General features: G+C 39.4%; 13 protein-coding genes. 4 read left to right on the forward strand and 9 right to left on the reverse strand.

All coding sequences use genetic code 11. The features are described 5' to 3' along the window. Positions 1 to 140: 140 nt before the first annotated feature. Entirely contained in the window at positions 141 to 878 is a 738-nt protein-coding gene (locus MRT15_RS06075; protein WP_304328887.1) for a DUF1614 domain-containing protein, read from the reverse strand. A gap of 94 nt (positions 879 to 972) precedes the next feature. On the opposite strand from MRT15_RS06075, the gene MRT15_RS06080 reads away from it, so the two are divergent. Then, positions 973 to 3,951, forward strand: a complete 2,979-nt coding sequence (locus MRT15_RS06080; RefSeq protein WP_304328888.1) for a DUF87 domain-containing protein — start codon at positions 973 to 975, stop codon at positions 3,949 to 3,951. Here the strand turns inward: MRT15_RS06080 and MRT15_RS06085 are convergent. Then, complete coding sequence (locus MRT15_RS06085; RefSeq protein WP_304328890.1) at positions 3,941 to 4,327, reverse strand: hypothetical protein; 387 nt, start codon at positions 4,325 to 4,327, stop codon at positions 3,941 to 3,943. The two genes, MRT15_RS06080 and MRT15_RS06085, sit on opposite strands and share 11 nt — an antisense overlap. A 196-nt stretch (positions 4,328 to 4,523) precedes the next feature. Between MRT15_RS06085 and MRT15_RS06090 the strand changes: the two genes are divergently transcribed. Genes MRT15_RS06090 through MRT15_RS06100 form a run of 3 tightly spaced genes read left to right on the forward strand, consistent with a single transcriptional unit; the run spans position 4,524 to position 6,976 of the window. Further along, a complete protein-coding gene (locus MRT15_RS06090; protein ID WP_304328892.1) occupies positions 4,524 to 4,796 on the forward strand; it encodes a hypothetical protein in 273 nt (90 codons plus the stop codon). Then, positions 4,793 to 5,758, forward strand: coding sequence for an isoaspartyl peptidase/L-asparaginase family protein (locus tag MRT15_RS06095; RefSeq protein WP_304328894.1), 966 nt, complete (start codon positions 4,793 to 4,795; stop codon positions 5,756 to 5,758). The genes MRT15_RS06090 and MRT15_RS06095 overlap by 4 nt, the downstream gene beginning before the upstream one ends. A 54-nt stretch (positions 5,759 to 5,812) precedes the next feature. After that, on the forward strand, positions 5,813 to 6,976 hold the full coding sequence (locus MRT15_RS06100) for a TGS domain-containing protein (protein WP_304328896.1): 1,164 nt from the start codon (positions 5,813 to 5,815) through the stop codon (positions 6,974 to 6,976). 6 nt (positions 6,977 to 6,982) lie between these two features. Here the strand turns inward: MRT15_RS06100 and MRT15_RS06105 are convergent, their stop codons facing one another. The 7 genes from MRT15_RS06105 to MRT15_RS06135 form a co-directional block, all read right to left on the reverse strand. Then, positions 6,983 to 7,165 carry a hypothetical protein gene (locus MRT15_RS06105; RefSeq protein WP_304328897.1) on the reverse strand — a complete coding sequence of 61 codons (183 nt, stop codon included), beginning with the start codon at positions 7,163 to 7,165 and terminating at the stop codon, positions 6,983 to 6,985. A gap of 9 nt (positions 7,166 to 7,174) precedes the next feature. Beyond that, positions 7,175 to 7,732 carry a hypothetical protein gene (locus MRT15_RS06110; RefSeq protein ID WP_304328899.1) on the reverse strand — a complete coding sequence of 186 codons (558 nt, stop codon included), beginning with the start codon at positions 7,730 to 7,732 and terminating at the stop codon, positions 7,175 to 7,177. A gap of 57 nt (positions 7,733 to 7,789) precedes the next feature. Further along, positions 7,790 to 8,581: a phosphoglycolate phosphatase gene (locus MRT15_RS06115; RefSeq protein WP_304328901.1), complete on the reverse strand. Its 792-nt coding sequence runs from the start codon at positions 8,579 to 8,581 to the stop codon at positions 7,790 to 7,792. Continuing rightward, positions 8,515 to 10,410 carry a phosphoadenosine phosphosulfate reductase family protein gene (locus MRT15_RS06120; RefSeq protein ID WP_304328903.1) on the reverse strand — a complete coding sequence of 632 codons (1,896 nt, stop codon included), beginning with the start codon at positions 10,408 to 10,410 and terminating at the stop codon, positions 8,515 to 8,517. The genes MRT15_RS06115 and MRT15_RS06120 overlap by 67 nt, the downstream gene beginning before the upstream one ends. Positions 10,411 to 10,560: 150 nt before the next feature. Then, positions 10,561 to 11,787, reverse strand: a complete 1,227-nt coding sequence (locus MRT15_RS06125; protein WP_304328905.1) for a DegT/DnrJ/EryC1/StrS aminotransferase family protein — start codon at positions 11,785 to 11,787, stop codon at positions 10,561 to 10,563. Positions 11,788 to 11,840: 53 nt separating this feature from the next. Further along, complete coding sequence (locus MRT15_RS06130) at positions 11,841 to 12,293, reverse strand: Lrp/AsnC family transcriptional regulator (RefSeq protein ID WP_304328907.1); 453 nt, start codon at positions 12,291 to 12,293, stop codon at positions 11,841 to 11,843. Further along, positions 12,293 to 13,017, reverse strand: a 725-nt coding sequence (locus tag MRT15_RS06135) for a glutamine synthetase family protein (RefSeq protein ID WP_304328909.1), incomplete at its 5' end; no start/stop codon positions are given. The genes MRT15_RS06135 and MRT15_RS06130, both read right to left, overlap by 1 nt.

A 13,017-nucleotide genomic window follows, 5' to 3' on the forward strand; every position in this document is an offset into this window, starting at 1 on the left:
TCAGTTACTTCACCATTGACTGTTGCCAGTTCTGTGGCCATGGGTGGCAGTACAATCCTATTCCTAACCTTAACCCCCCTAATCTCTATTGGTGTTCCAAGATCCATCTCCATACCCATTTAACTTTGTTGTTTCATCATCTATATTAGCATTAGGGTTAGGGCTACAGCTACTATTCCAGTTAGGTATATTCCATCGAATGTTCCAGCTCCACCTATACTAACCATGCTTGCACCTAGCTCCGGTATTCTATTCATATTCATTAGGTCTGCACCTATGAGTGTTCCAAGCGTCCCACTTATATAGGCTATGAATGCTGGGTTGCATTTTGGTGGAATCATTGATATGGCTATTGATGTTAGTGCGGTTATTAGTGGTGGTATGAATCCTGGGACTGCTATGCCAAATCCAGGTATAATCCTAGATAGCTTGTTAACTGTTATGGATATTATTATTGTGGCTATGGCTATCTTCATGTAAACGTTTACTGTTTGGGGTAGCCGTGTTAGAATGTATGTGGATATGGCTAATGGTATTATTGCTCCACCAAGATTTATCGCTATTAGTGTTTTCCTCTCCCTAAGGCCGATGGATGGTAGAAACCATCTTATGCCAAAAATGTTTATTTCTTGATAGCATAATCCGTATTCCACTGTTTTTATGTATGTTAGTGGTATGTTTATGGCGCTACCCAGTAGGGATATGTAGAATGCAATTATGGCTATTTGTGGTGGCATCATCAACCCCTCTGTGAAGACTTGTATTGAGCTTAGTGAGATTATGGTTAAAGTTATGGTTATGAGTAGTAGTGTTGCTATGTAACTCCATGTTGTAGGCCTGTAGACTACACTTACACCCATCCCAAATTTCCTCTCCATTCTATGAGTCTACTTCATTTAGATAATTCTTTCCATTCATGTTGTGAAAGTGTTAAATTAAACTTTCCCCCATAATAGTTTTTAGTGGTCTTTGTTGGTTGAGCGTAAACCTATTGGCATAGTTGTTGGTTCACCATCCACATCTGAATTCGAATTTAAATGTATTGGGACTGTTAGGAATAATGATTTTGTGGAGGTTTACCATGATGATCGTTGGCATGTCTTCTTCGTTAAGAGTCTTAGGCGTGAGGGTGAAACCCTCTATGCTTCATGTACATGTCTCGGTAGACCTCCAGATACGCCGCTTAAGGTTGGCTTAGAGGTTTACGCGGCTTCTGAAGATAATATACGTGTAACTCTTGGTTTAACGGCAGATTACTCCAAATCCGTATATCTTGGTATGTTGAGGAATTATAATGTTAAAGTTTATATTCCAGTGGATCGTTTGAATAGGATCTTCGTTGTGGGTAAGCCTGGCTCCGGGAAATCCTATACTGCTGGCGTTTTAATTGAGGAGCTTTTGAAGAAGGACATCCCAATAGTAATAATTGATGTTCATGGGGAATACTCCAGTTTAAAGGTTGCAGCCAAATCTGGATGCATGGAATTCGGTGTTAATCCAGTTAGCTATGTGGATAGGATAATAGAGTTTGGTGATAAGAAGTTTAATGCGGCTGCAAATATCGATATATCATATTTAGGTGAGGTTTCCGCTGAAGATCTAGTACTCACTGGTAAGTGTGTTATAATCAATTTGAGGGGGCTGGATTCAGATGATCAAGTGTCCATAGTGGCATCGGTGGTTAATAAACTTCTGGATGCAGCTATAGCTAGGAGGATTCCACCATTCTACTTGGTTTTGGATGAAGCCCATAGGTTTGTTGGTAGGGAGAAGTCTGAATCCCAAATAGTTTTGAGGAGGTTCTCGCAGGAGGGGAGGAAGTTTGGTGCAAATCTCATAGTAATATCTCAGAGGCCTCAACTCCTCGACACCACAGTTCGAAGTTTAAGTGGAACTTGGATTATCCATAGACTCTCAGACCCAAACGATATATCCATAGCTGTGGAGAGTGGAGGTCTTGGTAGGGGTTGGGAGGATAGCATAGTTTGGCTTGGGGTTGGTGAGTGCATAGTTACTGGTGAAGCTGTGGATAGGGTGCCATACATTGTTAGGGTTAGGTGTAGGGAGACTATTCATGGTGGAGCAGGCTTCAACCCCCTCGACTATATTTCGGAGGATTCTTTGAGGAATGCTGAGGTTAAGTGGAGGGGGTTAATGAAGCTTGGTGCAATTCCAAAAGCCGTTGAGGTTGTAGCTAAACCGAAGGTTTCACCACTCATAAATCAATATCATCTACCAGTTAAGTTTGATTTGAAGTTCATATCATCAAATCTGTCCAGTAGATTTCCATTTAAATTCGATTTTAATGGTATTACTTTAAACTATTATCCAGCTTTGGATATTAAGGCCATTGTTAATGTTAAGCGTTCTAAACCCAATGTGGAGTTTAGCGATGAGTATAGGGCTTTCATACCATTATCAAATGTTTCTGGGGAATTGGATTACAATTCCAGTAGGGCTTATGATATTGAATCCTTCGATGAAAGTGAATTATCTGTATCGCCATCAAATTTTGATAAGATCAATTATCGTAATCCGGACATCGATTTATCAAGTTTAAATTCGTATGAGAAGATTGTAAAGGATTTTAAGAAGTTTCTATCGTTAAAATTATCCTACAAGCTACATTACTCCACAAAATTCAAAGTTTACTCTAAGTGTAATGAAGATTTGGAGGAGTTTAAGGGTAGGCTTAGGGAGGCTGGTAAAGAGATTTTCGATTCCAAGTGTAGGAAGGTTGTGGAGAAGTATGAGGCTAAGATATCCAAACATAACGCCATAATAAAGTCGCTTAGGGATGACATTAAGATTAAAGTTCAATCTGCGAAGAGGCTTATCTCCACAATTAATGATTTGAAGAGTAAGTTGAGGGGTCTTGATCCATCTTCAAGGGAATATATTTCCATTTCATCAAAGATTCAGAGTTTGGAGGATAAGCTTTCAAAGTTGAATAAGATGGTTTCTGAATCTAACTCTGAATTGGAGTATAGGGAGAAGGTTGTTGAGGATCTTAAGAGGGAGATGAATGATGAGTTGAGGAGGTTGAAGAGTGAATTTGAAGATTTGGGTGAATTTAAAACTGTGGTCATAAATTTGGGTGGGAAGGATGTGGATGTGGAGTATGTTAGGCTCATATGGGTTCCCATATTTGATGGAACTGTTAAGATTTCCCTTAAGGATTTAGAGAGGAATTTGAGTTTACATTGGAATGGGTATAATGGTGTTGGGGTTTATGGGAAATGTGATGTATGCGGTTCTCAAATAACCAACTTAGATTCACTTGAATTTTGCAATATATGTTTATCACCATTGTGCAGTGGGCATTCATTGAAGTGTAGTGCTTGCGAGGCCACAATGTGTCCTGAACATTCATTTAAATGTGATGTTTGTGGGAGGGTTTTCTGCGTTAATGAGAAATCATATACATGCTCCATATGTGGGAAGAAGCTTTGTTCTGATTGTGTTAAGCATTGTGTGAAATGCGTTTTTGAAGTTGCATATTGCGGTGAGCATATACATGTATGTGATGATTGCGGTAAATCGTATTGTGAAATCCACTACCTTGAGCATCTCTCCAAATGTGGTGATTGTGGGAGGGAAGTTTGTGGTGAAAGCATAGTTCACTGTGAAATTTGTGGTAAGCCATTATGTAGAGATTGCATCCACAAGTGTAGTGTTTGCGGTAGGGTTGTTTGTAAAGATCATGTTTGGAAGTGCAGTATATGTGGTGCAGAATTCTGCACTGATGAGGAGAAGCATGTTTGCAGTATTTGTGGTAGGATTATATGTGATAAGCATGTATATAAATGTCCATCGTGTGGTAGAGAGGTTTGCACTAACCATGTTAAGGTATGCCCAAATTGTGGTAGAAGGGTTTGTGAATCATGTATAATTACAGTTAAACGTCTATTCAGATATAAGACTGGATGTAAACTTTGCCTTAAGCCCTAATTTCACTATCCCTCAAAACCTCTGAAGCCATCCTTATACAATTGGAGGGTATCCCCCTCCTCTTCAAAGCCTTAATATACCCACTACTCGATGGGCAATGTATCGCCTTAATCCTATAGTAAACGTTTGGTTCATCCATTTTCGCATAAACCCACTTTATAATCCTCCCCCTATCCAATTTAACTTCATATTTTATGAAGAATTCCCTATCATCATCTTCAAAAACCATTTCCAATCCAAATCCTTCAACGATTAGGTATGACCCCTCAATTCTATATACAATTTTGTTTTCATGTAGCATTCTAAGCATATCAGCCTTCCTCCTCTCATCCTCTGTGGGTAGTTCGACGATTAGCTCCGCCAACTCTTCAACCAAAACTTTCACCAATCTCTCTCTACCAATTTAAGTATATAAATCCCACACATATCATCACTAGAGGGATGGGTGAATGTTTCCATGATATTTAAATTGAGCAAAATGCTCATTGTTTAATGAAAAACTTCATATTATAGCTCCAGATACATGTCCTATTGCAATCCTAAACTTAAATTGTTTGGAGGGGTGGTGCGTATTGTATTATAGGGATCTCCTAGCAGCATTAAATGACCTTAGAAGTGTGAAATGTGAGAAGTGTGGTTCCCCATTGGAGCTATACAGATTTAGCGTTGCCAATTTGAAAAGTAAGAAAGATGTTAATGTCAATGTTTTGATGGTGTGCTTTAAATGTAGATTAATGTATGATTTAATAGTTATGGGTAGGGGTGTGATTGGCATTAAGGATGTTAAAACTGTTAATGCATCCTCTTGGAGTGAATTATTTGAGTCAAGTGGGGGGTTTCCATGAAAAAGGTTAGGCCTGCAGTATTGATTCATGGGGGTGCTGGAAGCTATAGGGGGTTAAGTGATGAGGTATTGTCCATGAGGCTTGAACATTTAAGTAGAGCTGTAATGGAGGGGTATAATGCAATTTCCAAGGGGGCTCTTGACGCCGTTGAGGCAGCTGTGAGATATATGGAGTCATGTGGATTCTTTAATGCTGGTTTAGGCTCCGTTCTAACAATTAACGGTCTTGTGGAGATGGATGCTGGAATAATGGATGGTAGGGATCTCCGTGTTGGAGCCACAGCCCTTCTTAGGAGAGTTAAGAATCCAGTTTCATTGGCTAGGAAGATCATGGAGAATACGGATCACATATTTATTGCTGGAGAGTGGGCTGAGAAACTTGCAGAATTCTATGGATTGGAGCTCCTAGATAATATTGTGAGTGAGGAGAAGTTGAAGCGTTTTAAGGAGATGTATGAGAGTTGGATTAGAGGTGAAGGGTCTCGGATGAGTAAACTTAGAGAAATGATATTGAAGGGGAAGAGTATATTTGATTTGCATGATACTGTTGGTGCTGTGGCAATAGATTCTGAGGGGAATGTGGCTTCAGCGGTATCCACGGGGGGTTACTGGCTTAAGTTTCCAGGTAGGATAGGGGATGTACCTCTCGTGGGATGCGGTTTTTATGCGGATAATGATGCAGGGGCTTCTGCGGCTACTGGGACTGGAGAGTTCATTGCCAGATTAAATTTGTCTAGGCTTTGTTGTGATTTGATGAGGATGGGTTTTCAAGCTCAAGATGCATGTAAATTGGCTATTAAACGCATTACAGATAAATTTGGGCCTAATACTGCTGGAATAATAGCTGTTGATAAGAATGGTGGGTTAGGCTTTGACTTTAACACTAATGGGATGGGTAGAGCTTTGATGTATGAGGGTCTAGATAAACCCATAGTAGCAATATTCCGTGAAGAGAAGAATTAATCTATCCCAATTCACAATATATTTTGAGTAAAATCTTCTTCAATGTGTTAAACTATGGTTACAAATCTTCCACCACAAGCAAAGGCTTTGATGAGGGAGTATCAGGAAGCTAAGAGTATACCTGAGAAGATAGCTAAACTTGAAGCTTTGATATCAGCGATCCCCGAGCATAAGGGTACTGAGAAGCTTAGGAGGAACTTGAAGAGGACTCTAGCTAAGCTTAAGAGGGAGTTGGAGGAGAGGGAGAGGAAGCGTGCAAAATCCTCTAGTGGAATTAGATTTTCAGTTAAGAGGGAGGGGGCTGGGCAAATAGTTCTTGTTGGCGATACCCTTACCGGTAAAAGCTCTCTGCTCTCCCTACTAACAAATGCTAAACCCACCATTGGTTCAACACCATTTACAACTAGGAATCCCATTCCTGGGATGATGGAATATTTGGATGTTCAAGTTCAGTTGGTGGAGGTTCCAGCAATATCTGTTGGTGTTCCATGGTTAAATCCTGCCTTAAGCTTATGTAGAAATGCTGATGGAATAGTGTTCGTTGTGGATTTATCTAGAGATCCCATTGAGAGTTTAAAGTTCATTTTCGAGAGGATTAAGGGTGCCAAGATAACTTTGAAGAAACCCAATGTTAGGATTGAAGTTGAGAAGAGGCCTTCTGGTGGTATACAGGTTTTTTGTAGTGGGAGTTTGAAGGATTGTGATGTTAAGGATATAGTTGAACTATTTAGATCCTATGGGTTTAATAATGCATTTGTGAAGATTTGGGGTGATGTTAGTTTAAGTGATGTGGAGCGTTACATGGATTCCAGCATAGTATACAAGCCTTCCATAGTAATAGCCAATAAGATTGATGTTGAGGGTTCAATGGATAACTTGGTTAAACTTGAGAAGTCTTTGGGGGGTTTGGTTAAGGTTATCCCATTTTCATGTGTAAATCCTCCATTAGACCTCTTGAAATTGAAGTCTGAGATTTATGGTATGCTCAATGTTATTAGGGTTTATACTAAGGAGGTTGGTGGCAGCCCATCTAAGAAGCCTCTTGTTGTTCCGAAGGGGTTTAGGGTTATTGATGTGGCTAGGATGATTCACAGTCAATTATATAATAATTTTAGTTATGCAAGGGTTTGGGGTTCTTCTGTTAAGTTTGATGGGGAGAGGGTTGGCCCTGATCATGTTTTAAATGATGGTGATGTTGTGGAGATAAGGACTAAATGAGTTCATCTACCCCTTCTTCCTTGTTTGTATGTGGAGTATTATTGATCCAGCCCCTATCACTATTAGGTCTATTATTAGCATCTCCACATCACCAACTATGTTCCTAGAATTCAATATGTATATGAGGAATGGTGTTAGGGATATTGCTAGTGCTGTGAATGGTGTTATGAGTTCTTTTAATGCTGGCATGGTTTTCACCTACCTATATAGTGTTGGTGGGGGTTCTCCACTGCCCCTACTTATCTTCTTTTCCTCAATCTTCTTGGGCTCCCCCCACTTTATGTTTGGAATGTATATTAGCGTGTATTTTTGTGCTTCGGCATCTATTACATATATGTAGAGCGTAGTATCCTTTTGTATGTCGCTCAATCTATTCCTCCTAAATGCTGATGGATATATTATTGCCTTCTTCCTCTCTTCATCCATGGCCACTGCCATTAGAAATGCATATTCCCCTATAGTGAATATGTTTATTTCATTTCTCCCATATTTCCCAGCATCGATGTATTTGTGGAATTCATTGAATGTGTTGCTGTCAGTTGATATCACTATTCCGAAGGGCGATTTCTCATCTGCCTTACCAACCGATACCACTAATGGATTTATTTCAAGTACATCGTATCCAGCCTTTTTAAGTTCTTCAGCCTTCCCCTTAACTTGCTGTATTAACGTATATCTGCCAATCTCGAAGTCTTGTATCATTTTTTGTGGTTCAACCTTCTTCTTCCTATGGAATATTCGGTCGAATATGCCCATTCCAATTCCACTTCTTCCATTAACCCTTATGTATGAATATTATTATAAAGTTAACCTCTATTTCACCCCAAATTCTTCTAAAATTTTCTCAGATATTTCTATGAATCCTTCACCGTAAGGTTTTTTGGTGATGATCTTTGCTACCCTCTTTGCATTTTCGGAGGCATTTGCAACTGCAACGCTTAATCCAGCTTCCATTAGCATTTCCACATCCACATCACTATCTCCAATTGCCATTACATCTTCGTTTTCCAAATGCCATTTCTCCATCACCTTCTTTAGGGCAATTCCCTTATTCACCCTTCTATCACCCACATGTATTGCCACTCCACTAAAGACGGCTTTTGCTTCCGGAATCCTCCTACCCAAAACTTCCAAAGTCTTTTTATATGCATATTCCCATTCAATGCCAGGTTTTACTTTGAAGGAGAAGTCTACAAATCTATACATGCATTGCCAGCTTTCAATTAGTATGTCTCCAAGCTCCCTTCTAATTATCTCTCTAGCCTTCTCCCCAATCCTCTTATCCCCAATAACTTCGATTTCTCCATCTATCCCTATTACCCCTCCATTTTCAGCTATCACGTAGTCTATTCCGCCTATGTATCTTGCTAATCCCATGAGTACTGGGTATGCGTTTCCCGAAGCTAGAACTATTTTTAATCCTATTTCACTCTTTAGTTTCCTGAGCATTTCTATTGCATTTAAATCTAGTATGTTGTCTTTGTTGGTTATTGTTCCATCGACATCTATGGCTATGCACTTTATTTTTGATAGGTTTGTCATATGCATATTCCCTCCACAATTATTTTTGATGTGTATTCTGCCAGTGGGCAGTTTGATTGGCATTTACCGCATTTCATGCATTTATCTTCATCTACTATTGGGTGGTCTGAGATTTTTATGGCGTTTGCTTCGCAAATGTATTGGCAGGATCCGCATTTTATGCAGTACATCCCCCTCAGTATTGCCTTTAACGTTGATTTGAAGTATGCTTCTGCATCCTCCTTGGATTTCGATATTACAGTTAATTGCCCCTTTGGCGTTATTGTGGCGTTATTCTTCCCCATGATGGTGGTTGCTATTCCAAGTTTCTTCGAATACTTCACTTCTCCAATTATTGGTAAAATGTCTTTGATGCGTTCCAAATCTATTTCCACATCGAGTTTTGCTTCTATACTGTAACTTTCTTGACATGGACTGTAACCTGAAATTTTAACGATTTTTGCTGGGAGTCTTTTAATTCCATGCTCATCATCTATTGTTATATTCTTCTCTTTAGCCATCCTCCTCTGATCTCCTGGAATCTTTATCCATCTCCATAAACCCATTTTAACCCATTCTTCACTATACCCCCTCTCCCTAGCCCATTTCATAAGTCTACCTTCCCATTCACCCCATAGTTCTGGATGTATCTTTTCCACTAATTTGAATTCTGCTAATTCGCATGAGGGGCATAGCCAGCATCCAAGTCTATCGAATCCCATTTGATATAGTGGGTTTATTGGAGCCTTCTTCCACATCACATATAACCATACGTGTAGTGCAGACCAATCCATTATTGGACTTGCATTTATTGAGTTTGGTAGCCACCTATTCTTCCATATGCTTGGGGATTTAGCTCTAGTTAGGGATTCATACTTCCTTTGACCAACTAATGTGAGTGCTCCTGAGGGGTAATTCTCTTTCATGGCTTTTAGTATTGGTATCAGTTTGCATGTTTTGCAACACCATCTGTAATCCCTTGCTGGTGGCCCAAACACTTCCACAGCACTCCAGAAGATATCTTTTGCTTCAGCTTTTATGAGTTCCACATTCATGGTCCTCGATACTTCATCAACGTATGATATTGTTTCAGGTAGTTCAAGTCCCGTATCGTTGAATAGCATCTTCTGATCGACTCCTGCTTCCATTGATAGTAGTAATGTTGCTAAGCTATCCTTCCCACCGGAGAATGATGTGCATATTGGCCTCCCATACTTCCTTTCAGTTTCAATTATGAATGATTTAGCTCTTGCCTCCAGTAATTCTAGGGATTTTGAATTGGCTTTCAATGCTTTATCCAGTGTTGCTTTAACCTTCAATATATGTGGACTTTGGGGTTCCCAGACTTTTATAACCTTTATTTCATCACCCTCATATACGCCTACCCCTATGGATTTCCCACTCATATTTCCAATTGCAATCATTTTCCCCTGACGATCTGGGATTTCACCATCAATGATTTCTGATCTACTTATCCTATCCCACTTCTCAATTCTCTCCCTACGTATTCTACACCAGTATCCTGCTTCATTCATTATTAGTCTTGTAGCCCCCTCCTCCACTGGTTTAAATCTCCAAATCCCAATTCTAGGTTCATAATAGATTTGTCCAATAACTCTCCCATCCACTATTATTTCGTCTGCTTGATCCACATGTGGAATTTTGTTGAGTAATATTATCTTCCCCTCATCCATGAGTACTTTTTCAGCTCTATTATCCTCATACTCCATCCTTATGGTTCTCCTAATTCTATCTTCATCTTCTTTGAATGCTGGTCTAGCATCGATTGGTGGTGTTGCAGATATCTTCCTCCCAATTTCACCGCATATTTCACATTTTGGTGTGATCAGTGGGATGTTGCAGTTCCTACACCAATATATTTCCGCTCTTTCACGCCATATCTGCTTCTTCATCGTCTTCTGCACTAAATAATCTTGCTAGGTACCTTATATTTGTCTTGTATTATTCGGTATGCTTACGACTCAACTTCCCTCGACATTTTCATCTAGATTTTTAGTGTCATCTTCATGGTTGGCTCATGATCTCATAAACTGTTTACATCATCACCTTTTCATATAGTACTTTACAACCTTCTTCACTGCTTTAGCTGTTTCTATTGCTTCATCATCTGTTAGTGATGGTTGTGTTGGCAATGTTAATACCCTTTCACTTACATATTCTGCGTTTGGGCATAATCCTGGCTTGTATGCTATCTTCTTGTTGTAGTATGGGCATGTCCATGGACATCCCCTTCCATGTCCAATCATCTCTTGGAATATTGGTTCCATGTATAGTGGTGTTGGGTATGCCACTGAAACATATACGTTTTCCCTCCTTATGGCTTCATATATTTCATCTCTACTCTTCCTCAGCTTCTCTATTTCCAGTAGAATGTTGTATATGTGCCAGACATGTTTAACCCTCCTCTTCTCTATTGGTGTTTTTATGGCTTCACAGCTGCCCAATTCATCATTATATATTTTAACTATCTCCCTCCTCCTATTGTTAAGTTCATTTATCCTCTTTAATTGGAGTATTCCTATGGTTGCTTGTATTTCCGTCATTCTATAATTGTATCCTATGGCGTTGTAGTGGTATCTTGATGTTTCCCCATGGCTTCTCATTAACCTAACCTTTTCAGCTATTTCATCATTGTTTGTGGTTACCATTCCACCTTCACCTGTAGTTATGTTTTTGCTTATGTAGAAGCTGAAGGCGTTTGCATCCCCTATACATCCAACCTTTACGCCATCGTATTCTGCCCCTATTGCCTGTGCACAGTCTTCTATTAGTGTTAACCCCCTCTCCATGCATATCTTCCTTATATCCATTATATCTGCTGGTTGTCCGCATAGGTGTACTGCTATTACTGCTTTGGTTTTATCAGTTATCCTCTCTTCTATGCTTTCTGGGTTTATGTTGTAATCTTCAATATTTATGTCTGCGAATATTGGTATGGCGTTTTGGTGTAGTATTGTTGATGCTGTGGCTATGAATGTGAATGGTGTGGTTATGACTTCATCTCCAGGGCCTATCCCTGCAGCTCTTAAAGCTAAGTGTAATGCTGAAGTTCCATTGGATACTGCAATGGCATGTTTAACGTTTAAATACTTCTTGAATTCCTCTTCAAATTCCCTTATCTTTGTTCCAACGCTCATAGTCCACCTACCGCTCCTTAGAACCTTTACTATTTCCTCTATCTCTTCATCAGTTAATTCTGGTAGAGCCATTATGGGTTTGCTTCTAATCGGCTTCCCTCCCTCAATTGCAGGTTTATCTAAGCTTTCCATAAAATTCACTTTTAACTATTATTTACTCTATTTCAGTTATAAACCTTTTGAATCTACCTTGTAAAGTTTTCCTTTACAACACTTAAAGCTATGCTTGTAACTGTCCTCTTCACGTGTGGTATTGTGAGTATCCCCTTTACCAGTTTGTTCAAATGTTCTCTATCTTTAACTTTCGCTATAACGACGACGTCGAAGTCCCCTGTTACATCATATACACTCATATTTTCCTCATATTTTGCAAGCTTCTCTTCAACTTCCACTATGTGTGGGCCATCCACTTGTAGCATTATAATTGCAGTTAGATCGTATCCCAGTTTTGAGTAATCTATGTTTATTGTGTACCCCCTTATTACGCCATACTCCTCCAGCCTCTTTATCCTATTATATGCGGCTCCTATGGATATCCCCATTGCTTCAGCTATCTCTTTATATGTGAGTTTCGAGTTTTCCCTCAGTCTCCTTATTATCTCTAAATCCACATCATCTATCTCCAATTTATCTTTCATTATGCTTTCACCAAGTATCTCTCTATCTCCCACTCCGTTATCTCATTATCGTCTACTTTGTTTTTCAATATGTAGTTTTGGTAGTCCCTCCATTCCATAGTCTTATTCTTCACGATCTCTTCATGTAATTCTTCACCTAATATCTTCTTCATATATTCGCTCTTCTTGAACTCTTCCACGGCTTCTCCAAGGTTTGATGGTAGATTACCATATTTCCCTTCAATTCTGTAAGCGTTTTCCTTACATGGCTCCATTGGGGTTAACTCTTCATTTATCCCCCTCATTGCGGTTACGATGACTGCTATTATTGCTAGGTATGGGTTGGATGATGGGTCTGGATGCCTATACTCTATTCTACACTTCTCTTCATCTATTGTCATTGGCACCCTTATCAACGTTGATCTATTTCCATATCCCCAGCATATTTTATTTGGAGCTTCATATCCTGGCTTCAACCTCTTATATGAATTCACAATTGGAGCTACTAATACTGATATCTCCCTTGAGCTTTTCAATATTCCAGCTATTGCTTGTAAAGCTTTCTGGCTTATGTCTCCATTATCCTTATCGTAAAATAGGTTTCTCCCATCCATATCCTGTAGGCTTATGTGTATGTGCATCCCACTTCCATTCATATTCTTAAATGGTTTTGGCATGTACGTTACTTCTAAGCCATACCTTTTTGCAATCTCCTTTGTAACCATTTTCGCTATTACTATATTAT

Origin of the sequence: Candidatus Culexarchaeum yellowstonense (assembly GCF_024707025.1) — an archaeon.
Classification (GTDB): Archaea; Thermoproteota; Methanomethylicia; order Culexarchaeales; family Culexarchaeaceae; genus Culexarchaeum.

Excerpts from the sequence above, each read along its gene's own strand:
- MRT15_RS06075 (WP_304328887.1), bottom strand. The coding sequence starts at position 878 with ATGGAGAGGAAATTTGGGATGGGTGTAAGTGTAGTCTACAGGCCTACA.
- MRT15_RS06095 (WP_304328894.1), top strand. The coding sequence starts at position 4,793 with ATGAAAAAGGTTAGGCCTGCAGTATTGATTCATGGGGGTGCTGGAAGC.
- MRT15_RS06100 (WP_304328896.1), top strand. The coding sequence starts at position 5,813 with ATGGTTACAAATCTTCCACCACAAGCAAAGGCTTTGATGAGGGAGTAT.
- MRT15_RS06105 (WP_304328897.1), bottom strand. The coding sequence starts at position 7,165 with ATGCCAGCATTAAAAGAACTCATAACACCATTCACAGCACTAGCAATA.
- MRT15_RS06110 (WP_304328899.1), bottom strand. The coding sequence starts at position 7,732 with ATGGGCATATTCGACCGAATATTCCATAGGAAGAAGAAGGTTGAACCA.
- MRT15_RS06115 (WP_304328901.1), bottom strand. The coding sequence starts at position 8,581 with ATGCCAATCAAACTGCCCACTGGCAGAATACACATCAAAAATAATTGT.
- MRT15_RS06120 (WP_304328903.1), bottom strand. The coding sequence starts at position 10,410 with ATGAAGAAGCAGATATGGCGTGAAAGAGCGGAAATATATTGGTGTAGG.
- MRT15_RS06125 (WP_304328905.1), bottom strand. The coding sequence starts at position 11,787 with ATGGAAAGCTTAGATAAACCTGCAATTGAGGGAGGGAAGCCGATTAGA.
- MRT15_RS06130 (WP_304328907.1), bottom strand. The coding sequence starts at position 12,293 with ATGAAAGATAAATTGGAGATAGATGATGTGGATTTAGAGATAATAAGG.